General features: G+C 65.4%; 24 protein-coding genes and 2 tRNA genes. 9 read left to right on the forward strand and 17 right to left on the reverse strand.

Going from position 1 to position 25,684, the window contains the following annotated elements; all coding sequences use genetic code 11:
* Positions 1 to 97 precede the first annotated feature (97 nt).
* The gene (locus tag N2605_RS21865; RefSeq protein WP_260343095.1) at positions 98 to 2,227 is read left to right on the forward strand and encodes an O-linked N-acetylglucosamine transferase, SPINDLY family protein; all 2,130 of its coding nucleotides are present in this window, start codon (positions 98 to 100) and stop codon (positions 2,225 to 2,227) included.
* 134 nt (positions 2,228 to 2,361) lie between these two features.
* On the opposite strand, the gene N2605_RS21870 is transcribed toward N2605_RS21865, so the two are convergent.
* A complete protein-coding gene (locus tag N2605_RS21870; RefSeq protein ID WP_036015394.1) occupies positions 2,362 to 2,649 on the reverse strand; it encodes an usg protein in 288 nt (95 codons plus the stop codon).
* 379 nt (positions 2,650 to 3,028) lie between these two features.
* Between N2605_RS21870 and N2605_RS21875 the strand changes: the two genes are divergently transcribed.
* Positions 3,029 to 3,343 (forward strand): co-chaperone GroES, encoded by a 315-nt coding sequence (locus tag N2605_RS21875; protein ID WP_025037205.1) that lies wholly within the window; start codon positions 3,029 to 3,031, stop codon positions 3,341 to 3,343.
* Between the two features lie 48 nt (positions 3,344 to 3,391).
* Positions 3,392 to 5,032 (forward strand): chaperonin GroEL, encoded by a 1,641-nt coding sequence (groL, locus tag N2605_RS21880; protein WP_057029537.1) that lies wholly within the window; start codon positions 3,392 to 3,394, stop codon positions 5,030 to 5,032.
* 321 nt (positions 5,033 to 5,353) lie between these two features.
* Here the strand turns inward: groL and lepB are convergent, their stop codons facing one another.
* The 5 genes from lepB to N2605_RS21905 form a co-directional block, all read right to left on the reverse strand.
* A complete protein-coding gene (gene lepB, locus N2605_RS21885; RefSeq protein ID WP_260343105.1) occupies positions 5,354 to 6,097 on the reverse strand; it encodes a signal peptidase I in 744 nt (247 codons plus the stop codon).
* Between the two features lie 161 nt (positions 6,098 to 6,258).
* Positions 6,259 to 7,422, reverse strand: a complete 1,164-nt coding sequence (locus N2605_RS21890; protein WP_260343107.1) for a slipin family protein — start codon at positions 7,420 to 7,422, stop codon at positions 6,259 to 6,261.
* Positions 7,423 to 7,760: 338 nt separating this feature from the next.
* Positions 7,761 to 7,826, reverse strand: a tRNA-His gene (locus N2605_RS21895).
* Positions 7,827 to 7,830: 4 nt separating this feature from the next.
* Positions 7,831 to 7,900 (reverse strand) — tRNA-Phe (locus N2605_RS21900).
* Between the two features lie 194 nt (positions 7,901 to 8,094).
* A complete protein-coding gene (locus tag N2605_RS21905; RefSeq protein ID WP_260347469.1) occupies positions 8,095 to 8,934 on the reverse strand; it encodes a LysR family transcriptional regulator in 840 nt (279 codons plus the stop codon).
* Positions 8,935 to 9,061: 127 nt separating this feature from the next.
* Here N2605_RS21905 and N2605_RS21910 point away from each other — a divergent pair, with 127 nt between their 5' ends.
* Positions 9,062 to 9,655, forward strand: a complete 594-nt coding sequence (locus tag N2605_RS21910; RefSeq protein WP_036012801.1) for a cysteine hydrolase family protein — start codon at positions 9,062 to 9,064, stop codon at positions 9,653 to 9,655.
* 13 nt (positions 9,656 to 9,668) lie between these two features.
* On the forward strand, positions 9,669 to 10,298 hold the full coding sequence (locus N2605_RS21915; protein WP_225114395.1) for a glutathione binding-like protein: 630 nt from the start codon (positions 9,669 to 9,671) through the stop codon (positions 10,296 to 10,298).
* Between the two features lie 7 nt (positions 10,299 to 10,305).
* On the opposite strand, the gene N2605_RS21920 is transcribed toward N2605_RS21915, so the two are convergent.
* Positions 10,306 to 11,385, reverse strand: a complete 1,080-nt coding sequence (locus tag N2605_RS21920) for a tlde1 domain-containing protein (RefSeq protein WP_225139793.1) — start codon at positions 11,383 to 11,385, stop codon at positions 10,306 to 10,308.
* A 658-nt stretch (positions 11,386 to 12,043) separates the two neighbouring features.
* Between N2605_RS21920 and N2605_RS21925 the strand changes: the two genes are divergently transcribed.
* Together N2605_RS21925 and N2605_RS21930 are read left to right on the forward strand one after the other, a co-directional pair.
* Positions 12,044 to 12,568 carry a FecR domain-containing protein gene (locus N2605_RS21925; protein WP_036012807.1) on the forward strand — a complete coding sequence of 175 codons (525 nt, stop codon included), beginning with the start codon at positions 12,044 to 12,046 and terminating at the stop codon, positions 12,566 to 12,568.
* Between the two features lie 56 nt (positions 12,569 to 12,624).
* Positions 12,625 to 14,514, forward strand: coding sequence for a CHASE2 domain-containing protein (locus tag N2605_RS21930; protein ID WP_225124783.1), 1,890 nt, complete (start codon positions 12,625 to 12,627; stop codon positions 14,512 to 14,514).
* Positions 14,515 to 14,518: 4 nt separating this feature from the next.
* Here the strand turns inward: N2605_RS21930 and N2605_RS21935 are convergent, their stop codons facing one another.
* The 4 genes from N2605_RS21935 to N2605_RS21950 form a co-directional block, all read right to left on the reverse strand.
* Positions 14,519 to 16,021 carry a glycosyltransferase family 39 protein gene (locus tag N2605_RS21935; protein ID WP_036027762.1) on the reverse strand — a complete coding sequence of 501 codons (1,503 nt, stop codon included), beginning with the start codon at positions 16,019 to 16,021 and terminating at the stop codon, positions 14,519 to 14,521.
* 6 nt (positions 16,022 to 16,027) lie between these two features.
* A complete protein-coding gene (locus tag N2605_RS21940; RefSeq protein WP_036027763.1) occupies positions 16,028 to 17,155 on the reverse strand; it encodes a glycosyltransferase family 2 protein in 1,128 nt (375 codons plus the stop codon).
* Between the two features lie 241 nt (positions 17,156 to 17,396).
* Positions 17,397 to 17,597, reverse strand: coding sequence for a hypothetical protein (locus N2605_RS21945; RefSeq protein WP_036027765.1), 201 nt, complete (start codon positions 17,595 to 17,597; stop codon positions 17,397 to 17,399).
* A 135-nt stretch (positions 17,598 to 17,732) separates the two neighbouring features.
* Positions 17,733 to 18,113 (reverse strand): hypothetical protein, encoded by a 381-nt coding sequence (locus N2605_RS21950; RefSeq protein WP_036012816.1) that lies wholly within the window; start codon positions 18,111 to 18,113, stop codon positions 17,733 to 17,735.
* A 98-nt stretch (positions 18,114 to 18,211) separates the two neighbouring features.
* Here N2605_RS21950 and N2605_RS21955 point away from each other — a divergent pair, with 98 nt between their 5' ends.
* The gene (locus N2605_RS21955) at positions 18,212 to 19,048 is read left to right on the forward strand and encodes a DUF72 domain-containing protein (RefSeq protein WP_085972302.1); all 837 of its coding nucleotides are present in this window, start codon (positions 18,212 to 18,214) and stop codon (positions 19,046 to 19,048) included.
* A 7-nt stretch (positions 19,049 to 19,055) separates the two neighbouring features.
* A complete protein-coding gene (locus N2605_RS21960) occupies positions 19,056 to 19,511 on the forward strand; it encodes a DUF488 domain-containing protein (RefSeq protein ID WP_036027769.1) in 456 nt (151 codons plus the stop codon).
* 139 nt (positions 19,512 to 19,650) lie between these two features.
* Here N2605_RS21960 and N2605_RS21965 read toward each other — a convergent pair whose 3' ends face one another.
* The 6 genes from N2605_RS21965 to N2605_RS21990 all read right to left on the reverse strand — a co-directional run bounded on the left by N2605_RS21965 (position 19,651) and on the right by N2605_RS21990 (position 25,639).
* Positions 19,651 to 20,565, reverse strand: coding sequence for a PhzF family phenazine biosynthesis protein (locus N2605_RS21965; RefSeq protein ID WP_036027795.1), 915 nt, complete (start codon positions 20,563 to 20,565; stop codon positions 19,651 to 19,653).
* Between the two features lie 152 nt (positions 20,566 to 20,717).
* A complete protein-coding gene (locus N2605_RS21970) occupies positions 20,718 to 22,025 on the reverse strand; it encodes an adenylate/guanylate cyclase domain-containing protein (protein WP_036027770.1) in 1,308 nt (435 codons plus the stop codon).
* Between the two features lie 29 nt (positions 22,026 to 22,054).
* On the reverse strand, positions 22,055 to 23,218 hold the full coding sequence (locus N2605_RS21975; RefSeq protein ID WP_036027772.1) for an ABC transporter permease: 1,164 nt from the start codon (positions 23,216 to 23,218) through the stop codon (positions 22,055 to 22,057).
* Complete coding sequence (locus tag N2605_RS21980) at positions 23,215 to 24,147, reverse strand: ABC transporter ATP-binding protein (protein ID WP_036027774.1); 933 nt, start codon at positions 24,145 to 24,147, stop codon at positions 23,215 to 23,217. Before N2605_RS21980 ends, N2605_RS21975 begins: the two co-directional genes overlap by 4 nt.
* Positions 24,144 to 24,947, reverse strand: a complete 804-nt coding sequence (locus tag N2605_RS21985; protein WP_036027776.1) for an HlyD family secretion protein — start codon at positions 24,945 to 24,947, stop codon at positions 24,144 to 24,146. Before N2605_RS21985 ends, N2605_RS21980 begins: the two co-directional genes overlap by 4 nt.
* On the reverse strand, positions 24,944 to 25,639 hold the full coding sequence (locus N2605_RS21990) for a TetR/AcrR family transcriptional regulator (RefSeq protein WP_085969158.1): 696 nt from the start codon (positions 25,637 to 25,639) through the stop codon (positions 24,944 to 24,946). Before N2605_RS21990 ends, N2605_RS21985 begins: the two co-directional genes overlap by 4 nt.
* Positions 25,640 to 25,684 lie beyond the last annotated feature (45 nt).

Raw genomic sequence — 25,684 nt, forward strand, 5'->3', positions numbered from 1 at the left:
TCGTAGCTTGCCCCAAGCTGGCGTGGCGGGCGGGGGTCGTCTCGTCTTCGTTCTCGCGCTGAACTAGTCTCGCCCGGGACATCCGGGGAATTGATTCATGGGCAGCAATGTCGGTCAGCGTGCATTTCAAAATGCCCGGCTTCAGAAGCGGCAAAAGGCCGACGTGCTGCCCTTGCTCGGGCAAGCGCTCGAATTGCACAAGAAGGGCCGCCTGCTCGAGGCCAAGGCTGCCTATCGCCAGCTCCTGCAGATCGCGCCCAATCAATTCATCGCGCTGCATATGCTCGGCGCGTTGGAGTCCGATGCCGGGAATTATCAGCAGGCCGAGAGCCTGCTGAGCCGGGCGGTTGTCGTCGATCCGCGATCGGCCGAAGCCCATATGAGCCTGGGCGTCGCGCTGAACGGGCTGAAACGTCACAATGATGCCCGCGAGAGCTATCGCAAGGCGCTCGCCTTGCGGCCCAACTACGCCCTCGCTCTCTCCAATCTCGGGAACGCGAGCGCGGCCCTGGATCGCTACCAGGAAGCGCTCGACAGCTACGATCGGGCGCTCGCCGTCGACGCAAACCTCGCCGAAGCCCACAACGGCCGCGGCTCCACGCTCTGCCGTCTGCGCAACTACGACAAGGCTCTTGCAAGCCTGAACCGCGCGCTCGCGATCAAGCCCGACTATGCGGCGGCGCTGGCGAACCGCGCCGTGGCACTCCGGGAGCTGCAGCGATTCGACGAGGCCATGGCGGATTGCAACCGGGCAATCGCCCTCGCCCCTGACGACGTGAACGGATGGCTTTGGCGCGCCAATGTCTTGCTTCAGACCCGGCAGGTGGCCCAGGCACTATCCGATTGCGAGAAGGCGCTCGCGATCGCGCCCGATTCCGATCAGGCTCATCTGGTGCTGGGCCTTTGTCTTGCCGGACTAGGCCGGGTCGACGAAGCCCTCGCCAGTTTCGACAGAGCCCTCGATATCAGGCCCGATCTCGAGAGCGCGATCTCGAGCAAGATCTTCACGCTCGATTTTGTGCCGGACGCCAGCGTCGAGCGGCATCAGCAGGCGCGACGCGTATGGTGGGAGCGGATCGGCGCGAGAATCGCTTCAGAAGCGGCGGCACCGCATGACAACGGCCGCGATCCGGATCGCCGCCTGGTGCTTGGCTACGTCTCGTCGGACTTCAACGCGCATTCGGCTGCGTTCATCTTCAAGCCCGTCCTGCAACACCATGACCGCGCCCAGTTCGAGATCGTGTGCTACTCGTGCTCGGCGAAGGAGGACGCGACGACACGCGAATTTCAAGGCATCGCCGATCGCTGGCGTGACGCCTCGCAATGGAGCGACGATCGCCTCGCCGCCCAGATTCGCGACGATCGCATCGATATCCTGATCGATCTGTCCGGCCATACCAGAGGAAATCGCCTCGGCGTATTTGCGCGCAAGCCGGCGCCGATCCAGGCGCACGGCTGGGGCCACGGCACCGGCACCGGGCTGCCGACGATCGACTATCTGTTCTCGGATCCGGTCGGGATTCCGCACGACGTTCGGCATCTGTTTGCAGAGACGGTGGTCGACCTGCCGTGCTTCGTGACGCTGGCGCCGCTGCCGGCCGGGATTGCGCAGGGCAAGACGCCGGCACTCTCGAACGGCTTCGTCACGTTCGGTGTCTTCAACCGCATCAGCAAGATCTCGGACGAGGCGGCGGCAGTCTGGTCCAGGATCCTCGAGCGGGTGCCGGGCTCGCGACTGTTGATCAAGGACGTGGCTCTCGACGACCAGCTGGTCCGCGACGAGCTGCTGGCGCGATTTGCGGCTTGCCGATTGCCGGCCGAACGCGTCGATCTGCTCGGGGCCACGTTGCGGGACGAGCATCTGGCATCGTTCAATCGCATCGATATTGCCCTCGATCCGTTTCCGCAGAACGGCGGCGTCAGCACATGGGAAGCCCTGCAGATGGGCGTGCCCGTGGTGGCGAAGCTCGGCAACAGCCTGCCCGGCCGCGCTGCCGGCGCCATCCTCACCGCACTTGGCCTGCCGGACTGGGTCGCCGACAGCGAGGAGGCCTATGTCGAGATCGCGGCCAGCCGCGCGGCCGAGATCGGCGAGCTCGACAAGTTGCGCCGCGAGTTGCCCGCAACGATCAACGCCGCGGCCGCGGGCAACCCCGTCTCATATGCACGCGCGGTGGACGCGGCCTATCGCGCGATGTGGACGCGTTATTGCAGCGGCGGCGTCTGATTGCGTGATCTCGTAGGGTGGATTAGCCGAAGGCGTAATCCACCGTTTCTGTTTCGGCACGCGGAGAGAAACGAAGTGGATTACGCCAGCGGCAGCGCGTCGCGCCGCCGCAGGCTAATCCACCCTACGCGGCCTCAATGCAGGCGGAACACGCCGTCAACGGCGCGGAGCTCGGCCGGCTTGATCAGCTTGGAATGCGCCACCGTCACCGAATGGAGGGGACCGTCGAGCTTCTCCTGCCAGAACGCCAGGAAATCGGTGAGCGCGGGGAATTTCGGAAACATGTCGTAGTTCTGCCAGACATAGGTCTGGAGCAGCGAGGGATGATCCGGCATCCGATAGAGAATTTGTGCCGTCGTCAGCCCGTAGCCCAGCATCTGTTTCCGGAATTCCTCGGAAACGCCCCCAACGCGCAGTCCCATGCCAAACCTCCTTTGCAGGAGCGCATTCGGCGAGTGGCTTGGTCCGTGCCCCGGGGAGCCACCCGGAAACGATGCGCTCACAGACGAGAAATGTGACGCAAACTGACAACTCATCTCAAGCCCAAAAGTTTAACAAGCTGTTGAAATTCAATGCTTTAGCAGCAGAGACGACTCCGTGCTAATACGGTCACGGCTGCCCGGTTAACGATGGCGAGGGGTTTCTGGCAGTCCGCGCTTTCGGCTGCTAATTTTTCTGCTACAAACCCTTGCTCCCGCAAAATTCCTGTCCTATTTCAGGCTCGCCTGTGCTAGCACTCACGGGCAACGACTGCTAACAATCCCCAAATCCTCAACACGTGCAATTGCTTAGGAGGACTGCATGAAATTCCGTCCGCTTCACGACCGCGTCGTGGTCAAGCGCATCGACGCAGAAGAGAAGACCGCTGGCGGCATCATCATTCCCGACACTGCCAAGGAAAAGCCCTCCCAGGGCGAAGTCGTCGCCGTTGGTCCCGGTGGCCGCGACGAAGCTGGCAAGCTGATTCCGATCGACCTGAAGGTCGGCGACCGCGTGCTGTTCGGCAAGTGGTCCGGCACCGAGGTCAAGATCGACGGCCAGGACCTGCTGATCATGAAGGAGAGCGACGTGATGGGCGTTCTCGAAGTCAGCGAGTCCAAGAAGAAGGCGGCTTAAGAGCCCCTCTCCTCCCCTCCAGTCAAACTCACCTAAGGAAAACTCCAGATGGCAGCCAAAGAAGTCAAATTCTCGGTTGAAGCGCGCGACAAGATGCTGCGCGGCGTCGACGTTCTCGCCAATGCGGTGAAGGTCACGCTCGGTCCGAAGGGCCGCAACGTTGTGCTCGACAAGTCGTTCGGCGCTCCCCGCATCACCAAGGACGGCGTCACCGTCGCCAAGGAGATCGAGCTCGACGACAAGTTCGAGAACATGGGCGCGCAGATGGTGCGCGAAGTCGCCTCCAAGTCCGCTGACGCGGCCGGCGACGGCACCACCACCGCCACCGTGCTCGCCCAGGCGATCGTGAAGGAAGGCGCCAAGTCGGTCGCCGCCGGCATGAACCCGATGGACCTCAAGCGCGGCATCGACCTCGCGGTCGAAGCCGTCGTGGCCGACCTCGAGAAGAACTCGAAGAAGGTCACCTCGAACGACGAGATCGCCCAGGTCGGCACCATCTCGGCCAACGGCGATGCCGAAATCGGCAAGTTCCTCGCCGACGCCATGAAGAAGGTCGGCAACGAGGGCGTCATCACCGTCGAGGAAGCCAAGTCGCTCGAGACCGAGCTCGACGTGGTCGAGGGCATGCAGTTCGACCGCGGCTACATCTCGCCCTACTTCGTCACCAACGCCGACAAGATGCGCGTTGAGATGGACGACGCCTACATCCTCATCAACGAGAAGAAGCTCTCCTCGCTGAACGAGCTGCTGCCGCTGCTCGAGGCCGTGGTGCAGACCGGCAAGCCGCTGGTCATCGTCGCCGAGGACGTCGAAGGCGAAGCGCTTGCGACCCTCGTCGTGAACCGCCTGCGCGGCGGCCTCAAGGTCGCGGCCGTCAAGGCTCCGGGCTTCGGCGATCGCCGCAAGGCCATGCTGCAGGACATCGCGATCCTGACCGGCGGCCAGGCTATCTCGGAAGACCTCGGCATCAAGCTCGAGAACGTCACGCTCAACATGCTCGGTCGCGCCAAGAAGGTGATGATCGACAAGGAGAACACCACGATCGTCAACGGCGCCGGCAAGAAGGCCGACATCGAGGCGCGCGTGGCGCAGATCAAGGCGCAGATCGAGGAGACCACCTCGGACTACGACCGTGAGAAGCTCCAGGAGCGTCTTGCCAAGCTCGCGGGCGGCGTCGCGGTGATCCGCGTCGGCGGCGCGACCGAGGTCGAGGTGAAGGAGCGCAAGGATCGCGTTGATGACGCGATGCATGCGACCCGCGCGGCCGTGGAAGAAGGCATCGTTCCGGGCGGCGGCGTTGCCCTGCTCCGTGCCTCCGAGCAGCTCAAGGGTCTGCGCACCAAGAACGACGACCAGAAGACCGGCGTCGAGATCGTGCGCAAGGCGCTGTCGGCCCCCGCTCGCCAGATCGCGATCAACGCCGGTGAAGACGGCTCGGTGATCGTCGGCAAGATCCTGGAGAACAAGGCCTACAATTACGGCTTCGACTCCCAGACCGGCGAATATGCCGACCTCGTCAAGAAGGGCATCATCGACCCGACCAAGGTGGTCCGTACCGCGATCCAGAACGCTGCCTCGGTGGCCGCGCTCCTGATCACCACGGAAGCCATGGTCGCCGAGCTGCCGAAGAAGGGCGGCGCCGGCCCGGCGATGCCCCCGGGCGGCGGCATGGGCGGCATGGACTTCTGATCCAGCCTCTCAGGCACGATACGAATGCGAAACCCCGGCAGCGATGCCGGGGTTTTTGTTTTTTTGGGGAGCACGTCATTCCGGGGCGCGCCCCTCTTGGGCGCGAGCCCGGAATCCATAACCACGAAATTCAGTTGGTTGTCCCGGAATGGAGATCAGCGCAGTCCAAATTCCGATCCTCGACTACTGAGTCTTCCAGTCCCACTGCCACTTCTTGCACCCCTTCTTACGGGCGACAGGCATAGCGGGCCATTCCATCTGGCTGTGGTTATGGATTCCGGGCTCGGCGCTGCGCGCCGCCCCGGAATGACGGAGCAAGCCTTACTCCACCTTCCCGAGCCGCTCGAAACGCGGCTCGCCGTCTTCATCCAGCGACCAGAAGATCCGCGTCACCTTGCCGATGAGATTGTCCATCGGCACGAAGCCGAATGTCGACATGCGGCTGTCGGTGGAATTGTCGCGGTTGTCGCCGAGCACGAAGATGTGGCCCGGCGGCACGGTGAAGACGTCTGTGTTGTCGAGATAGCCGTTGTCGAGGCAGTCGTAGGTCACATAGGACGCGCCGCTCGGCAGCGTCTCGCGCCAGCGCTTGACGGCGGCGCGGTCGTCGACACCGCAGGCGTCGCCGGCAAATGTCGCCTCCAGGGCGACGCGGGTCACCGGGCGGCCGTTGAGGATGAGCCGGCCCTGCCGCATCTGGATGCGGTCTCCGGGCAGGCCGACGACGCGTTTGACGTAGTCGGCAGAACTGTCCTTCGCCGTCCGGAATACCACGATATCCCCGTATTCGGGATCGGCGGCGAGGACGCGGCCCGAGATCCAGGACGACGCGAATGGGAGGGAATAGCGGCCATACCCGTAGGGATATTTCGCGGCGAAGACGTAGTCGCCGACCATCAGCGCCGGTGTCATCGAACCGGACGGAATGTTGAACGGCTGATACAGGACGAAGCGAAGCAGGATCACCGGCGACCACAGCACCGGGATCATGAGGATCAGGACGACGATCGCCTTCCAGTCGCTGGATCGTGCCGCGGGGCGGATCGATTCCTGAAGAACGGTCATGGGCCTTCCCTGATCAAGACGTTGCGGCCCCAAGATGACGCAACCTGCGAGCGCGCTCAATCCCCGACGAGCTCAAATTTGGTCGCGCCTCGCGCCGATCGCGTTCATCGCAGACGGCGGCAACGCCGATGTGAAGGGCCGCCCGTGGGCGGCCCTTCGGTTCATGCGCTCTCGTGCGCCTTCAGACGCACGAGCCGGGTCAGGAGGGCATCGAGGCCCTGGCCTTCACCGGCATGGAGGTCGATGCGGCCGACCTTCTCGACCAGCCGCTCCAGCGACTCCAGCTCCTTGAGCCGAAGCAGCAGGGGGTTCTCCTCCATCAGGCGGGCAGTGTTCAGGAGCGAACGCGTCGCCGCGGTCTCCTCCTGCCGGCGGATCAGGTTCGCCTTCGCGACTCGCTCCGCCTCCACCACCTTGTTCACCAGCTCCCGGATCTCGCCGGGCAGGATCACGTCCTTGACGCCGAGCTCGGTCACCTCCACGCCGGACTCTGCGACGCGTGCACGCACATAGTCGCGCAGCTCCGCATCCAGCGCCGCCTTCGCAGACAGCACCTCGTCCAGCGTCCGGCCCGCCACTGCCTCGCGGATCGCGAACTGCACCAGGCGGTACAGCCACGCATCCACGTCGGGCACGGTCGCCACCGTGCGCTCGGGATCGACGATGCGGCGGAACGCCGTCAGCGTCACCCGCAGCGCGATGCGATCCTTGGTCAGCATCTCCTGCGCGGTGATCTCGACCGCCTGGGGCCGCAGGTCGAGGCGCTTCACCTCGATCTTGCGGCCGACGGTCCAGAAGGCGTGCCGGCCGGGCGCGAGCCGCTCCACGAGCCGGCCCTCGACATAGAGCAGGCCCGCTTCGTGGTTCTCGACCACAGTCTCGCTCATGACGGTCGAGCGGCTGCGCTCGATCATGGTGAGGTGCCGCGCGTCGACCCTGACGTCGCTGGACACATCGATGCGCTCGACATCGATGCGCGTTGCGACATTCCAGTAGACGCGCACCTGCCAAGGCGTCATCAGATGCACGGGCCGGCCGTCGTGGCTGACGATGGCGATCTCGTCCGCCTTGGTCTCGACCGCCTCGAACAGCTCGGCGGCAAGATCAGGCCGCGCGGCCTTCAGCACTGCGTAGCGCTCCGCAGGAAATTCGCTGCGGACCACGTCGAGCACCTCGGCCTTCAGCTCGTGCAGGGGATCGAACAGGCGATGCTTGCCGGGCGCGAGCACGCGCACGAGCTGCCCGTTGCGCGCCAGCAACGCACGCTCGCCATCCTTCACCGTCACGTTCAGCATCAGCAAATGCCAGGTCTTGTTCAAAGTCATGGCACGCCTCCTTCAGTTGCCTCCGGCCGAGCGCGGCCGGATAGCGGGTTACACCTGCAAAGGACGTGAGGACGCGGACGACGCTTCCCGCGAAATCGGCGGGCCGGGGCTTGAGCTTGCATGACGACGGGCGCACGCGCGCGATCGCGCGAGACGTGTCGCGCGGCCGTGCGGAGCCACCCGGCATCAGCGCAAGCGGTATCTACCCGCGGCGCAAAGCCGGTCTCACAGTGTCTAGGTTCGGACGGAAAGCCTTGCGGCAAAACGGCCGGACCGCGACTGAAGCGCGCGTCCGGTCCTCGTCAGAGGTATCAGCGTTTCAGGCTGAAACGGAGCGCTGGAGCGGGATTCGAACCCGCGACAGGATGAGTCACAATCATCTGCTCTACCAAACTGAGCTATCCTTTGTGCAAGAGACCGGAATCGAACCGATGCCTTCGGGTGTTCAGCCCGACGCTCTCCATGAGCTACGTCCTGCGTTTCTCCTTCATTCGGCGGAACACGAAACCGGCAAGCCCGGCCCGCGCCAGTCGGAATCTCAGCGAGCCCGAACCCATGGCCTAGCGAAGGACGGCGCTAATAGACCAGGCACGTTCGGGTTGCAAGGGGGCGGCTGAAGTTTTTTCGTCGCAGCGTGCGCGCGTGGCGCGATGATTGCGGCGATATGCGACATCAATTGCGCGAGATGTCCTGGAAGCACGCCCTCACCCACGCGATCGTCACGCGTGTCGCCGGATCGCGCTTGAGGTGGTTCTGCACGAGCAGCCAGACGTCGCGGCGCTTCGGCAGCAGGGTGGCGCGCAGGCTGCGGTCGGCGAGCAGGGGTGCGCAGCTGTGCTCGGGCAGCACGCCGATGGCCAGATGCGACTGGATCATGGTGCGGATGATGCGGATATTGTCGGTGATGCAGCGCATGTTGGTCAGCCGCTTCGCACGTAAGAACTGCGCTTCCGGGATCGCGTCGAGCTCGTCCGGATAGACGCACGCAACGGGCTCGCGGCCGCCGCGGTCCGCGGGCTCGAAGAAGTACAGCCTGACGTCGCCGAGCTTGGAGATGGTGAAGTCCCCCTTCTCCGGCTTGCGCAGGCGGATGGCGAGATCGGCCTGCCAGCGCGAGAACTTGACGTTGCCGCTCGCGGTGAGGAATTGCAGCGTCAGCCCCGGATGATCGCGCAGGAAGCTGCTCGCATGCGGCGCCAGCAGCTCCTCGGCGACCGCATTTGTCGAGGCGATGCGCAGCCGCCCGACCGGGCCGGCCTGGCCCTCCTTGATGCGGTCGATCGCCGCCGCATGCGCGGCCATCGCACCGACATGCGCGAGCACCGCCTCGCACTGGCGCGTCGGCCGCCGCACGCCGTCCACCGCATCGAACAGCTTCACGCCGAGATCGCGCTGGATGCGCGCAAGCCTGCGGCCGACGGTGGTCTCGTCGATGCGCAGCCGCGCGCTGGCGCCGGCATAGGTGCCCTCGTCCCTGACCGCGGCGATGATGCGCAGATCGTCCCAATTCATCGGGGCGAGCCTAGCAGGCGCCGCCGCTACCTGCAAATTCGCAGCCATCAGCTGCAATAGTCCTGCACAATGGCAGGCTGCTGCTGCGCTAGTGTCGAAGCATCCGAATTCACGAAAGCCTGACGGCATGACCGCTCCAAAGACGCTGCTCGAACTCGCCGGCGCCGATCTCGATCCGCCCAAGCTCAACGAGACATGCCTCGTTCTGATCGACATCCAGAACGAATATTGCGCCGGCCCCATCGCCCTGCCCGAGGCGCAAGCGGCGATCGCCGCGGCTGCGCGCCTGCTCGCGCGCGCACGGGAGAGCGGAGCTGCGATCTTCCACGTCGCGCACAAGGGCCGCGCCGGCGGCCTGTTCGACCGCGAGGCGGCGCGCGGCGCGATCGTCGAACGCCTGACGCCACTCGCGACCGAGCCCGTGATCGAGAAGGCGCTGCCGAATGCCTTCGCCGGCACCGACCTGCAGGCCCGGCTGGCCGCGACCGGACGCAAGAACATCGTGCTCGCGGGGTTCATGACGCATATGTGCGTGTCTTCGACCGCGCGCGCCGCGCTCGATCTCGGCCTGCGCACGACGATCGCGGCGGATGCCTGCGCCACGCGCGATCTTCCCGATGGGCGCGGCGGCACGCTGCCGGCGAGAATTGTTCACGAGGTCGCTCTGGCCGAATTGTCCGACCGGTTCGCGATCATCGCGCAGAGCGACGTGCTGACCTGAGGAGACCTTCCCGATGCTGCAGCTCTATTTCTTTCCGATGGCCTGCTCGCTCTCGAGCCACATCGCGTTGCTGGAGGCCGGAATCGAGGCGCAGTATCACCTCGCCCATATCTGGACCAAGCGGCTCGTGGACGACGGCCGCGACTTCCGTGAGGTGTCACCGAAGGGCGCGGTGCCGGTCCTGGTGCTGGAGAACGGCGAGCGGCTGACGGAAAGCGCAGCGGTGCTGCAATACATCGCCGATGTGAAGCCGGAGGCACGCCTTGCGCCGCGGCCCGGCGACATCGATCGTTATCGCCTGCAGGAATGGCTGAGCTTCGTCGGCGCCGAGATCCACAAGGCGTTCCTGTTTCCAACCTTCTGGTACAAGGACGACGGCTCGCTGGCCAAGCCGCGCGCGAGGATCATGCAGACATTGTCGGTGCCGGCAGCGCATCTGGCGGGCCGCGAATTCCTCGTCGGCGACGCCTTCACCGTGGCCGATGCCCATCTCACCTGGACCTTGCTTCTGCTCCGTCCGGCAGGGATCGACATCGCGCAATGGCCACCGCTCGCGGCCTATCTCGAACGCATGCAGGCCCGCCCCGCGGTCCGGCGCGCGATCGCGACCGAGATGGCGCTGCGCAAGACCGTTGCGGCCTGAGCTCGCCTCACTCCACCCGCGCCAGCACCGCGAGCTTGCGGATGCCCTTGTTGCGGTAGGCGTCGAGGAACGCGTAGTAATCCTTGAACGACACGCAGCCGTTGGAATCGCCGCCCGGCCCGAGCATGAAGGTGTGGGCGAGCAGGCCGTCGCGGCCGTAGATCGCGCTCTCGCCGCCGATCGGGGTGAGGCGCAGCGCCGGCACGCCGTGGAACAGCGCCTCGCGCGGTTTCAGCGTATAGATGTGCGGCGGCGTCACGCCGCGCATGCGCAGGCGGCGCGAGTCCGGATCGTCGCGGTTGGCGCCAAGGCCGGAATGCGCCTCGAGCCTGGTGCCGTCAGGCAGATACACCATCTTGGCCGTGATGTCGTAGACCGCGGTGTCCCGCTCATAAGGCGGAGCGCCGCCGAACATCGGGTTCTGCTCCTTCGGGGCGATGGACGCAGTGATGCTGGCATCGGCCGAGGCGTAGGCGAGCAGCCCGCCGGACGCTTCGCGCTTGCCCCACAGCTTTTCCACCATCGCCTGGCGCGGAGCGGTGATCGACATCACCGCGGCCTTGGCACGGTCGGCGAAGGATTTTTGCTTGGCTTCGGGCGCCGGCACGATCTCGGCCGGGTCGGCCGAGGCGAGTTGCAGCTGGGCAGCCGGCGCGCGCTTGGTCTTGTCCGCGGCGTTGTCGGCGCCCTTGGCTGCCGGCTTCAGCGCTTCCGCGACCTTCGCGATCACGCCCTGCTTCGGGGCGTCTTTGGCCACCGCAACGACCTGCGCCGGGGGTGCGGCGCTTGTGGCATTCGATGGCACGCCCTGCGTTGCGGCCGCGGCAAAGCGCTCGTTGAACATCTCGCGCGAGATTGGAGCTGCGACCTGGAGGCGGTCGGGCAGCAGCGCGAAGGTTTCCTTGATGGCCTCGCCGGCCTCGCGCAGCACCACCCTGGGCGCGCGCTTGATCACCGGCTCGTCGTAGCCGACGCTGCCGACGGAGGGATAGACGCTCGCGCCGAAGATGTTGCTGTGGATGGTCCAGCCGGCGCCCATCACGGCGCAGCCGATCGCCGCGGCGCCAAGCCAATTGGTCGTGGTCATTTTCCGGGAAGATTTCCGCGAATTGGTCTTCGAGAAATTCTTGGACTTCCGTGCCGCGTTACTCTGCGCAGCGATACTCGTACTCATTCGCCTTGCGTCCAGGACGGTGTCACTCTGTCCCCCTTCGAAGTGCCGCTGGTCACGATCCGGGAACAGCATCTCGCAGAGGGTCGGAGCGTCATTAAGGCGACTTTTAGTTAAATGCGGATTAAGTTCGGGCGGATCTGCGGCGACTCGTTAACGCTGTCCCGTTTTGAGAAAAACGCCCGCAGAACTACGGACTTAGTCGGGTCTGTTAACTATAATTCTCGGCCGGTTCAGCAGGCTCTGCGGACGTCTGCGGCCACATCCATGACGCACTTGAGAACGTCATTTTCGTGGCCCTCCACTGCCCCCGAACGTAACGCGCCAGCGTTGCGCGAGGCTGGTGGACGACGCGTCGGATTGGGCCTCGTCGGCCGCGCGACAACGGTGCATGCTCATGACGCGCCGGGCACCGCGGCACGGCGCCGTGATTGAAAGTTGATCGCCTCGGTTCTGGACATCGCGGGTGCGAGAAAATAGCTCCCACTTCGGCACTTTTCAGCAGCCTCTGCGCGTGATACGGTACCGTATCATCCTGCCCTGAGCTGTGCCGAGCACGCAAACGGAGGCTGGCATGAGAGGGATTGCGCGCGCGGGGTTTTTCGCCCTGGCGGGGTCGTTTCTGTTGATCGGATCTGCGACTGCGCAGCCTGCGGCGAATGCGGGCTGCACGGCATCGCCGTCGGCTGCCGGGACGCAGACCTGGCGCTGCGACAACGGCATCACCATCGTTGCGGAAAACGGCGCCAGATTTGAACTTAAGGACGCCAACCGCGACGGACATATAGACTCCGTGGAGTTGAGCAGCAAAGCGCTGCTGATCGAGGTGCCCAAGAAGCCGCGCGGCAATCCCTTCAAGGTGCTGACGCCGCAAGCGATCGCCGCAGTGCGCGGCACGAAATGGGCGGTCGATGCCGCCGACGCCAAGACTTCCGTGTTCGTCGCAGACGGCCGGGTCGGCGTGAGCCGCAGGGCTCGTGGACGCGGCGTCGTGCTCGGCCCCGGCGAAGGCGTCGATGTCGAGCCAACCGGTCCGTTGACCGTCAAGACCTGGGGCCAGCCGCGCGTCGACGCGCTCATGGCCAGACTCGGGCAATGAGCCGGGGCCGGCAAGGCCCGGCCCATGAGATTTGGATTATACGATTGCAAGACCGCATGCGCAGCCGACGCGTTCAGATCCTGGTGGCACTCGTCCTCACCGCGCTGTGGGGCGCGGGCATCTATGCCACGCACGCCCACGGCCATCTGCGCTTCCTGGACCGCCTCGAAGCCACGTTGACGGATTGGCGGACGCAGGCGCGCGGCGTGCGGCGTCCGCCGGATTTCGTCACCATCGTTGCGATCGACGACACGGTGGTGAAGCGCGGCGGCACCTATCCACTGCCGCGCGCCGATCTTGCCCGCGTGGTCGATACCATCGTGCAGTTTAAGCCGAAGGTCGTGGCGATCGACCTGCTGCTGGTCGACCGCAGCGCCGCGATCGGCGATGCGACGCTGGCCAACACATTGGCCACCGGCCGCATGGTGCTCGCCGCCGCCGCGATCTTCCCCTCGGCCAGCGAAACCGTGTCACCCAGCAGCGAAGGTCCGCTGGCCGTGCTGCCGGAGGCCGAGCGCTTCCTGCAGCCATTGCCCGCATTCGCCGATCACGCCGAGGTCGGCATCGTCAACGTCGCGACCGGGCAATCGGGCTCGCCGCTCTCGGTGCCGATGCTGTTCCGGACCCGCGACAAGGTCGAGCTGTCGTTTCCGTTGCGCGTTGCGGCGCGCGCGCTCGACGAGCCGCTGACCGTCGCGCCGGGCCATCTCATGCTCGGCGATCGCGTGGTGCCGACCGACAGCAATCTGGCATTGCCGATCACCTATTACGGCCCGCGCCGCACCATCCGTACCGTCAGCGCACAGAGCATCTTCGATGGCACGCTCGATCGCGCGGCCATCGAGAACCGGATCGTCGTGATCGGCGCCTCCGTCGCCGGCGGCGGCGACTTCTATCCGACGCCGTTCGATTCCCTCATGCCCGGCGTCGAGGTGGTCTCGACCGCAATCACGCATCTCGTCGCCGGCGACGCCATCCTGCGTGACCACCGGGTCCGCATTGCCGACGCGCTCACGGCGATCCTGCTGCCGGTGCTGCTGGTCGGCCTGCTCGCCTGGCGGCGCATCGCGCTCGGCACCATGGCGGCGGCCGCGGTGATGATTGCCTGGGCCGGGCTCAACCTGTTCGCGTTCACGCACGGCGTCTGGCTGAACGCCGCGACCACGCTCGCCGCCGCCGTGCCGCCGGTTGCGGTCTTTGCCGGCGTGCAGCTGTGGGCCGGAGGCCGCCGCACGCAATATTTCGCCGCTAAGAGCAGGTCGCTTGCGCAATTCCAGGCTCCGGCGCTGCGGGATTGGCTCTCGCGAGATCCGAACTTCCTGTCGAAGCCGGTGCGGCAGGATGCAGCCGTGGTGTTCGTCGATCTCTCCGGTTTCACCGGTTTGAGTGAGCGGATCGATCCGGACGAGCTCACGGATATTCTGAAGGCGTTTCATGCGCTGATCGACCGGATCGCGATCGATTGCGGCGGCATGATCACGGGCTTTCTCGGCGACGGCGCCATGATCCTGTTCGGGCTGCCGCGCGCCATGCCCGACGATTCGGCGCGCGCGCTGAAATGCGCGGTCGATCTGCATCGCGGCCTCGCACGCTGGATCGCCTCGCTTCCGCCGGCGATCGCGGGTCAGCTCGGCTACAAGATCGGCGCGCATTGCGGCCCGATCGTCGCCTCGCGACTCGGCGAAAGCCATCAGCACATCACGGCGACGGGCGACACCGTCAACGTCGCAAGCCGGCTGATGGAGATTGCCGCCCAGAACGATGCGCGCCTTGCGCTGAGCGACACGCTGCTGGATGCGGCCGACTTCCAGGGCGCGCCCGACGGTGTTCTGTCCGGCCCCCTGCTCGCCCGGGTCCGCGGCCGTTCCGGCGTCGTGACCGTCTGGTTCTGGCGCGATCGCGATGGGCCGGGGCAGGATGCTGACAAGGCCGAGATGATTGATTAAGGCGCTACCGCGCTTCCGGCGGCGGCGAGCGGTCCAGCACCTCGCCCTTGGCGACTTCCAGCAGGTCGATGCCGTAGGTCTCGATCACGAGCGGCCCGCGCTTGCGCTGCAATTGCGCCACCTGCGTCACCTTTGCAAAGAGAGCATTGAGGGCAGGATGACCGTCGGCGCGCAGCTCGTCGACATAGAGCAGCTTGCCGGCGAGCAGCTTGGGATCGGGTTCGGCCATGTTGACCCAGCGGATGCGCTGATTTTGCTGCGCGACGCAGGTGCCGCGCGGCAGATAGAATGCGAGCCAGCTCGTGGTGCCGTAATCCTGCGCCAGCACGCAGGTGGCGCCACTGCGCGCGCGCACCGCTTCGATTCCGGCCGCGAGCTCGCGCCAGCCGACACCGACACTGCGCACGGTGGCATCGCGGCGATATCCGGACAACCAGCCGGTATTGGCCTGCACGATCAAGGCGGCAAACATGACGATGCCCACAGGCGCGGCCCAGCGCTGGCAAACGTCGACGAGGCGCCGCTGACGCGGCTTCCATTGCGCAAGATTGGCCGCGGCGGCCGCGGCAATGACGAACGGCGGATACACCGGCGCGAACCAGTTGGCCTCGACGCGCGCATGCAGCGAATGCCAGACGAAATAGGCGACGATGGTCCAGAACATCGTCTCGATCAGCACGCGCGAGGCCAGCGCGCCGGCGCGCTGCCAGGTCAGCGCATGCAGGCCCATGGCGCCGAGGATAAAGACCAGCGGGGTTGCGAACGCGATCTGGGTCGGGATCAGCTCGGCGATGAAGACGGGGCGGAAGTCCTCGATCCTGGCGCGGCCGAGCTGCTTTGCGAACGAGACCCATTGATGGTCGGCATTCCAGAGGATCACCGGCGAGAACAGCGCCAGCGCGACGAGGCCGCCGAGATAGGGCCAGGGCGAGAGGAACCAGCGCCGCAGCTTCGGCACGCAAGCGAGCCAGATCAGGATCGCGGCGCCAAAGAACATCGCGGTGTATTTCGACAATAGCGCCGCGCCGACGGCGGCGCCGACCGCGAGCCACCAGGCGCCGCGTCCGGTCTCCAGCACCTTGGCGAGAAAGAACAGCACGAAGCTGGAGGCGACCAGCAGCGGCGCATCGGGCGTGACGATCAGCGTGCCGACGGAAGCCAGCAGCGTCACGTTGAGCAGGATGGCGCTGGTCGCGGCCACACGCACCCCGCCGAACAGAATTGCGGCGGAGCGATAGACCGCATAGCTCATCGGCAGCGCGAGCAGGATCGAGACGAGGCGGACGCCGAGCTCGGTATCGCCCGCGATCATGGTGCCGGCGCGGATCACATAGGCGACCATGGGCGGGTGGTCGTAATAGCCCCCGGCGAGGCTCTTCGACCACATCCAGTAATAGGCTTCGTCGAACGTGATCGGCGTGAAGGCGGCTGCGACGAGCCGCAATCCCACCAGCGCGACAATCAGCAGCGCGGTGTTGCGGACGATCCGCGCGTCGGCCCCGCCCATCACGCGCTATTTCTTGCGCCAGACGAACAGTCCGGACATCGCGTAGTTCCACACCACGCCCATCAACGCGCCGGCCAGGCCGGCCAGCCACCAGATCGGCTCCTGGTCGTAGACCGAGAAGGCGACGCCGACATTGGCGAGCAGGCCGACGCTGCACACGATGTAGAAGGCGATCAGCCCGCGCAGCAGCGCAAAGCCCTTCAGCCGCTGGTCGCGATAGGTGAGAAAGTTGTTGAGGATGAAATTGCTGGTCATGGCGACGATGGCGCCCGCGGCCTGCGCCTCCGGGAACGGCGCGTTGAACAGGCGAAGCGCGATGAACAGCGTGGTCAGGTGCACGACGAGGCCGATGCCGCCGACCATCGCGAACAGGATGAAGCGCAGCGAGACGATGTCGTTGGTCAGCTTGGCGAAGACGAGGCCGAGGAAGTCGAGCGCGACCATGGAATCGAGCTTGCTCTCGCCGTGCTGGCGGGCGCCGAACGTGTAGGGAATCTCGACCGCCCGCAAGCTGCCATGCGCGGTCGCGACGATGTCGAGCAGGATCTTGAAGCCGTGCACGGAGAGTTTTGGCGCGAGCTGCTCGAAGCGGTCGCGGCGGATCATGAAGAAGCCGCTCATGGGGTCGGCAATCTCGACCCGCAGCATCTTCTTGGCGACCTCGGTCGCGAGCGCGCTGGCGCCGGCGCGCTGCCTGTTGAAGCCTTCGCTCTTGTAGCCCTCGATGTAGCGGCTGCCGACGACGAGGTCGGCCTGATCGCTCGCGAGCAAGAGCAGCATCTTGGGCAACTGCGTCTCGTCGTGCTGGAGGTCGGCATCGATCACGGCCACATAGGGCGCGCTGGAGGCAAGGATGCCCTCGATGCAGGCGCCCGACAGGCCGCGGCGGCCGATGCGGCGGACGCAGCGCACCCGGCTGTCGCGCTGCGCCAACTCGCGCACGACATCCCAGGTGCCGTCGGGCGAATTGTCATCGACGAACACGACTTCCCAGACGACGTTGGCGAGCGTCGCCTCGAGGCGCCGGTACAGCACGGTGACGTTGTCGCGCTCGTTGAAAGTTGGGACGATAACCGACAGTTCCGGCCCCTCGTGGGCTTGGTTGTCGATGCCCGGTCTGATCGCTTCGTTCATGACGGCAGCGTATATCCGCCGCATCCTGCGCTGCCAAGCCGGGGGTCTGGGGAAGGGCCGAAAAGGGGCCTAAAATGCCAACGACCCCGGAACGGCGGGCCGCGCGTACATCCGGCGCAAGCCTTAAGCAATTCCAAGGTCGTTCCAGCGACGGAGGTCTTTACGCTCAACGTCGCCGTTAGAAGCTAGATGGGAATGGCAAAAGCGTTCCGCAAGGGGGCGGAAATCCGATTTTCAAACCCTATTGGTTGGGCACTTCCCGGATGACCGGCCCGCGCGGCGCGGGCGCGACCGGGGCTGCGGGTGCCGCCGCCGCCGGCTCGGCCTTCGCCGGCTTGGGCGGCTTGCCGTACTGGCCGATCGGCCCGAACACGACGGCAACCGCAAGGACGACCGCCGCGACGATCGCCCCCAGAATGCCACCCACCGACTCAGACGACATGCAAGTTCCTGCTCCAGACGGGCTCAGTGATACCATGGATGAGCGCGCGACTGGAAGGCCCAGGGCGAATCGCGAATGGCGAGTGGCGAATGAGCATGGCATGCCTTGTCGCCCTATTCGCGATTCGCCACTCCCCTACTTCTGGGGCGGCCGGTGCTTGACGAAGGCCATCACGATGTCCTTCTGCGCCGCCTCCACCGCTCTGTTCGCGGTGGCGAGATGAGCGCCGGCATCGATATCAGGATATTGCGTGGTGAGATAATCGAGCAGCGTGACCCGGTAATATTGCCGCTCCGACGGACAGGCTCCGGCAACCGAGCGGCCGAAATCCTGCTCCGACAGGCCCTGATTGGACTCGCGCGAATATTCCCGCGCGAGGCAATGCCAATAGTCGTCGCGGCCCTGCTGAGCGAGCTTCTGCGCGCCCTTCGTGTCGTCGTCATCCGCCACGGCAGAACTTGTCATGGCAGCAGATGTCATCATGACGAGCGCGCCCCCCACCAGCAGCATCCGCATCTTGTTCTCCTTCTTTGCGGGCCCGTCGCGAGCTTAGACCGGACCGGCCAACTGGCCAATCACATCTGGTTTGATTAGGATGAGATCCCTCCCCGTCGATGCGAGATCCTCCCGTGGCCAAAGTAAAAACTGCGTCCAAAAACTCCGGCAACATCTTCATCGGTATCGGCGGCTGGACCTTCGAGCCCTGGCGCGGCGTGTTCTATCCGGAGAAGCTCGCGCAGGCGAAGGAGCTGTCCTATGCCGCTTCGAAGCTGACCTCGATCGAGATCAACGGCACCTATTACGGCTCGCAGAAGCCGGAGAGCTTTCGCAAATGGGCGAGCGAGGTGCCTGACGGTTTCGTGTTCTCGGTGAAGGGACCGCGCTTTGCGACCAACCGCCGCGTGCTCGCCGAGGCCGGTGATTCCATCAAGCGGTTCTACGATTCCGGCGTGCTGGAACTCGGCGATCATCTCGGGCCGGTGCTGTGGCAGTTTGCGCCGACGAAGAAGTTCGATGGCGCCGATTTCGGCAAGTTCCTGGAGCTGTTGCCGCGCAAGCTCGAGGGGCGCGCGCTGCGCCATGTCGTGGAAGTGCGCCATGACAGCTTCTGCACGCCGGACTTCGTGGCGCTGATCCGCGAGTTCGAGACGCCCGTGGTTTTCGCCGAGCACGGCAAATATCCCGCCATCGCAGATGTCGCCGGCGATTTCGTCTATGCGCGGCTGCAGAAGGGCAATGACGAGATCAAGACCTGCTATCCGCCGAAGCAGCTCGATGCCTGGGCCCAGCGCTTCCAGGATTGGGCTTCGGGCGGTGAACCCGACGATCTCCCGAAGGTTGACAAGGCCAAGCCGAAGAAGGAGCCGCGCGACGTGTTCGCTTACGTCATCCACGAGGGCAAGGTACGCGCACCGCACGGCGCCATGGAACTGATCGCACGGGTGAGTTGAGGGTCCCATGGCAAAGGCGAAGAAGCTCTTCACCATCGGCTATGAGCAGACGCCGCCGAAGGCCGTGCTGGACGAGCTGGAACAGGCCGGCGTCAAGCTCGTGGTCGACGTGCGCGCGGTGACGTCGTCGCGTCGGCCGGGCTTTTCCAAGAAGCAGCTTTCGGCGGGCCTCGACGAGCGCGGCATCGGCTATGTCCATCTCGCCGCGCTCGGCACGCCGAAGGAAGGCCGCCTCGCCGCCCGCAGCGGTCAATACGACGTGCTGGAGATGATCTTCTCCAAGCACCTGAAGACGCCGCAGGCGAGGGAAGAGATGGACGAGCTTTCTGCGCTGGTGAAAAAGGCCGGCCCGGTGTGCCTGCTCTGCTACGAGCGCGACCACACCCACTGCCACCGCCAGATGATCGCGGAGATCATCGAGGAGCGCGATGGGGTTGCGGTGAAGAATTTGGCGGGGCGGTAGGTGTAGCCACAGCCGTCATTCCCGGGCGCGCGCAGCGCGCGCTAGGGTGCGCAATTGCGCACCTGAGAATCCATTCCTCCACCAACACTGCGGCTAGATGGATTCCGGGTTCGCGCTACGCGCGCCCCGGAATGACAAGTTACCCCTCCCCCGCCAGCCGGAACGTCCCCTCCATCATCTGCACGCAAGCGCCGCCGATGTGAGCGGATACAATCTTGCCGTCCTGCTTGCGTACGCGGGTCGAGAGGATGCTTGGACGACCCATGTCAAAACCCTGCCCGACGGTCAGCTTCAGCTCGCCGTCGCTCGCGGGATCGAGATCGGCGAACAGCGCGGCGGCGGCAACCGTGGCGCTGCCGGTGGCGGGATCCTCGACGAGGCCGCTGGCACCGCGCATGAACATGCGCGCCTGTCGCTCGCAAGGCGCCTCCGCCGCCGGCACATCGCGCGTATAGAACCACACCGCGCGGGCACCATCGCGCGGCAAGACCTTGCCAAAGGCCGCAGCATCGGGCCGGGCCCGCTTCAGCGCCTCGCGCGAATGCAGCTCCATCACCAGAAACGCGTTTCCGACGGTGACAATCTGCGGCTCGTGATTGTCGGTCTTGATGTCGTCGGCAACGAGCGAGATGCAGCTCGCGGCTTCCGCTGTTGACAGCGTTGAGAGCCGCTGCAGCGGCTGCGGCGCGGTGAGCTCGGTTCTGATCACCCTGCCCTGCTCTCGCACGATCTCGACCGGGACCAACCCGGCCTTCTCCTCGAACAGCAGGCGTAGCTTCGGCTCCTTCGCCATCGAGGCCAGCACGAAGGCGGTGCCGACATTGGGATGGCCCGCAAAGGCGATCTCCTGCACCGGCGTGAAGATGCGCACCTCGGCGTCGTTGGCCCTGTCGCGCGGCGGCAGCACGAAAGTGGTCTCGGAATAATTGAACTCGGTCGCGATCGCCTGCATCTGCTGCGTCGTCAGCCCGCCGGCATCGAGCACCACCGCGAGCTGGTTGCCGCCGAAGGCGCGGTCGGTGAACACGTCGACGGTGATGTAGCGGCGCTGCATCGTCACTTCCTCATGCAAGTCGCGGCCGCGACCGGCCGCATCGCGCAGCACTCTACAAGCCGAAAACATCGCTCGTCATGCCCCAAAATTGAGTGCAATCGGAGCAATCGCTTGGATGAAAGAGAACTGCGCGCACCGATGTGTGATGCACATTATCCCAGCTGAAACACCGGTACTTTCTGCTCGTAGCCGCGCACTTCGACCTCGCCGAGCGCGACGGCATCGCTGCCGTCGGCTCCCAGCGCCTCGCGCACGGACGCCGAGATCAAGAGCTGCGAGCCGAAATCCTTGTTCAGCGCCTCGAGTCGCGAAGCGAAGTTCACGGTGTCGCCGATGACCGTGTATTCCTTGCGCCGGGGCGAGCCGATATTGCCGGCGACGACCTCGCCGAAATGGATGCCAATGCCGATCCGCAGCGGCCAGCTGCTCTCTGCGTTGATGCGGTCCATTGCCCGGAGCATCTCGCGGCCGGCGGCGACCGCGCGGTGCGCGGCGTCGGATGCTTCCAGCGGCGCGCCGAACAGCGCGAGGAAACCGTCACCGAGAAACTTGTTCACGATGCCGCCCTGGCGGTCGAGAATGTCGACCAGGACGGCGAAGGCGCCGTCGAGCCGGTCGACCACCTCCTGCGGACTGCGCGACTGCGCACCGGCCGTGAAGCCGCGGAAATCGACGAACATCACCGCGACGCGGCGGACGTCGCCGCTAGCGCCCGTTCCCGCCGTCATCAGCCGCTCCACCACCTGCGGCGAGACATGCTGGCCGAACAGATTGGTGACCCGGTCACGCGCGGTGGCGGCCGCGATGCTCGCGGCGAACTGCCGGCGCAATTGCGCGCCGACGGCGCCGGCGAGCACGCCGCAGATCAGGATGATGGCGCTGCGGACCGCGTGAAAATAGAGCTGGGGCTCGCCGACGCTGCTCGAGGGATCGTAGACCAGTGCGACCACGAACAGCTCGGCAGCAGCGACGAAGCCGGTGAAGGTCGAGAGCCAGAAATCGAGCCGCAGCGTCGAGAGGATGACGAAAATGAAATACATCAGCGGCACGGCAAAGCCGAGGGCCTGGGTCGCGCCCATGGTCCGGATCTGCAGGATGAGGATCACGGTTGGCAGCGACGTCTCGATCAGCGTGCCGATATAGCGCCTGGCCACCGGCACGTCGCGATCGAGGCGGAGGTTCTTCCTGATCTGGGTGTGGACCCAGACCTCGAACAAAATGAACCCGACGAGCAGGCCGTAGACTTCGGCGAACCCTTCGGTGCCGCGCCAGACCCGGTTCACCACGGCGGGGTCGATCAGATAGATTGCGGTGAGGAACAGGGTCATGACGCAGCCGGTCGCGATCAGCGCCCGGACCCGCAACAGCTCGGTGCGCAGCACCTCCCGCGTCAGCTCGCGCTCGAAGTCCTCCGACAAGACGGCATGCTGCCGCGCTTTCCTGCTCGCAAACTTGGCCATCCCGCCCCTCGATTCCGGGGTATTGTGCCTCAATCCAGCGTGCGGCGGAAGCGCGTCACCGCGACGGTCATGGCGAGCAGCATCAGGGCCGCCAGAGCCAGCGTATCGAAGCGCAAATTCTCCATGGTCGCGCCCTTCAGCATGATGGCGCGGACGATCCGCAAATAATGGGTCAGCGGCAGGCATTCGCCGAGATATTGCGCCCAGGCCGGCATGCCTGCGAACGGGAACATGAAGCCGGAGAGCAGAATGCTCGGCAGGAAGAACATCATCGACATCTGCATGGCCTGGAGCTGGTTCTGAACCAGCGTCGAGATGGTGTAGCCGACCGCCAGATTGGTGGTGATGAACAGCGTCGACAGCAGCGCCAGCAGGACGAGATTGCCGAGCACGGGCACGCCGAACAGGCCGACACCGATGCTGATGATCAGGAAGGCCTGGACGAAGCCGACCAGCACGTAGGGCACGATCTTGCCGAACATCACCTCGATCGGCTTGATCGGCATCGACAACAGGCTCTCCATGGTGCCGCGTTCGACCTCGCGCGTGACCGAGAGCGCGGTGAAGATCAGCATGGTCATGGTGAGGATGGTGCCGACGAGGCCTGGCACGATATTGAGGCTGGAATTCGCGGCCGGATTGTAGCGGGCGTGGGCGCGGATCTCGAACGGCATCTCCGGGGGCTCGCCGATATAGAGATCGTGCGCGAGCGCGGTCTGCACGATCATGCCGAGCGAGCCGAGCGCAGCGCTTGCGGCGACCGGATCGGTGGCGTCGGCCGCGACCAGCAGCGCCGGCCTGTCGCCGCGCCGCACCGCCCGCTCGAAGCCGCGCGGGATCTCGACCCCGAACAGCACCTTGCCGGACTTCAGGAGGTTGTCGAAATCGTCGACGTCGTGAACCTCGTAGAGGAAGCGGAAATATTTGGTGTTCTCCAGCGCCTTCAGCACCGAGCGGGCGAGATCGGAATCCTCCTGGAGCAGCACCGCGCTCGGCAGATGACGCGGCGTGGTGTTGATGGCATAGCCGAACAGCATCAGCTGCATCACCGGCAGCATCACGATCATCGCGAACGAGACGCGGTCGCGCCTCAGCTGGATGAACTCCTTGACCAGCATCGCGTAGGAGCGCCGCAGGAAACCGAAACGCTCGCGGATTTCGCGCCGTGGTTCGGGATGTTCTACCGCGCTCATTGGAAATTGTCCTTGGAGCGTCCCATCAGCTCGATGAACACGTCTTCGAGCGAGGGCTTGGACTTCTGCCAGTGCAGGCCGCCTCTCTCGCGCCAGGGCGCGATGCTGGCTTCGAGCGCCGGGACGTCGCGGCCGGAAACATGCAGCGAGGTGCCGAACGGCGCCACCATGTCGATGCCGGGCTTGCCCGTGAGCGCCGCGCCAAGCTCGTTCAGGTCGTCGCCCGTGACGGTGTAGGTCGTCAGCGCGGATTTCGCGATGACCTCCTCCACCGTGCCGTGCGCCAGCAGATAGCCGTATGCGATGTAGGCGATCTCGTGGCAGCGCTCGGCCTCGTCCATGTAATGGGTCGAGACCAGCACCGTGAGGCCCTCGGCGGCCAGCGCATGGATCTCGTTCCAGAAATCGCGCCGCGCCTTGGGATCGACGCCGGCGGTCGGCTCGTCCAGCAGCAACAATTGTGGATTGGGCAGCGTGCAGGCCCCGAGCGCCAGCCGCTGCTTCCAGCCGCCCGAGAGCTCGCCGGCGAGCTGCTCCTCCCGCCCCGAGAGCCCGAGCCGCTTGATCATGTCGCGCGCGGCGCCGCGCGCGTCAGCGAGGCCATAGAGCCGCGCCACGAATTCGAGGTTCTCGCGCACCGAGAGGTCCTGGTACAGGCTGAAGCGCTGGGTCATGTAGCCGACCTGGCGCTTGATCTTCTCGGCATCGCGGCGGATGTCGTAGCCGAGGCAGGTGCCCTCGCCGCTGTCGGGCGTCAGCAGGCCGCAGAGGATGCGGATGGTGGTGGTCTTGCCCGAGCCGTTGGGACCGAGGAAGCCGTAGATCGAGCCGCGCTTCACCTGCATCGACAGATCGTGCACGACCTCGCGGCCGCCGAATGACTTGGTCAGGCCCTTGACGTCGATTGCGATGCCGTTGCCGTTGCTCATCGCTTGTCCGCCACCGGTGTCTTGGTCTCAGGAGTTTTGGGATTGAGGTGGATGTCGATCGGCTGTCCGACGCGCAAGGCATCGGGCCGCGAGGGTCGCGCCTGGATCAGATAGACCAGCTTGTTGCGCTCTTCGAGGCTGTAGATGACGGGCGGCGTGTATTCGGCCGAGGTCGCGATGAAGTAGATCTTCGCGGTGAGGTCGGCGGCGCAATTGTCACAGGAGACACGCACCGTGTCGCCAATCGCGAGCTTCGGCAGCTCGGTCTCCGGCACGAAGAAGCGCAGCTTCATGTTGCCGGGCGGCATGATCGAGAGCACCGGCCGCTGCGCCGCCACCATCTCGCCTTCGCGGAAATAGATCTGCTGGATGGTGCCGGCGACTGGCGCAAAGCCCTTGCGCCGCGCCATCCGCGTCTCCGAGGTCGCCACCCGCGCCTCCGCGACGCGCAAGGCGGACACGGCGGAATCGAGATTGGCCTGCGTGCCCGAACCGGTCTTGTTCAGCGAGGCCGCACGGTCATAGGTCTGCTGCGCATTCGCAAGCGTCGCCTTCTGCTGGTTGAGGTCGGCAAGCTGGAGATCGTCATCGACGGAATAGAGGTGATCGCCGACCTTGACCTCGTCGCCTTCGCGGACATTGAGCTTGGTGACGCGCCCGGCTTCGTCCGGACTGACGAAGATCATGTCGGCCTCGACCCAGCCCTGGAAGCCGGGATCGCGCTTCTCCTTGCACCCGGCAAGCCCGGTTGCGAGCACAAGGACCAATGCCAAGAAAGAAATCACTTGCGACGACCTCATGTCGTCCTCCGTTCGCCAAAAATCAAATCGAGATGAACGCGCAGCATCTCCTGCGCGTCGAGCGGCGCATGCCGCGCAAACAGGCTCTGCCAGATCACGGCGATCATCGCGGGCGCGACCAGGATCTGTGGATAGCGCGCGAGGTCCTTCTGCCGGATCTCGCCGCGGGCGATGCCGAGCTCGATCAGCGCGCGCATGGCAGTGATCCCGCGCGAGACCACCTCGCGGTAGTAGAAGTCGGCGACGGACGGAAAGCGCGGCCCCTCCGCCACGATCAGACGCACCAGATCGCCCCGTCTCGTGCCGATCACCTCCTTCAGGAAGTTGCCGGCGAACGTCTCGATGAGGTCGCGCACCGAGCCTGCCGGCGGCGGCAGCGTGGTCAGCCGTGCGACCACGGGAACGATGACGATGCGCACCAGCTCCTCGAACATCGATTCCTTGTCCTTGAAGTGCAGGTAGATCGTGCCCTTGGCGACGCCGGCGCGCTTGGCGATGTCGTCGAGCCTGGTGGCGGCAAAGCCGCGCGCGATGAACTCCTCCATCGCCGCCTCCACGATCGCCGCACGCCGCTCCGCCGCACGCGAGGCGCGGTTCGAGGCAGGCGCTGCATCGGGGCCAGCAGTCCCAGGGTCGTTCGCTCCGGTGGGAGCGGCGGAGGGTAAGGCGGCTTTGGTCGGCTTCTTCGTCATTCGATATATATGACTGACTGGTCAGTCATAGTCAAGAGCGCGCGG

It is taken from the genome of Bradyrhizobium yuanmingense, from assembly GCF_025200905.1.
GTDB lineage: Bacteria > Pseudomonadota > Alphaproteobacteria > Rhizobiales > Xanthobacteraceae > Bradyrhizobium > Bradyrhizobium yuanmingense.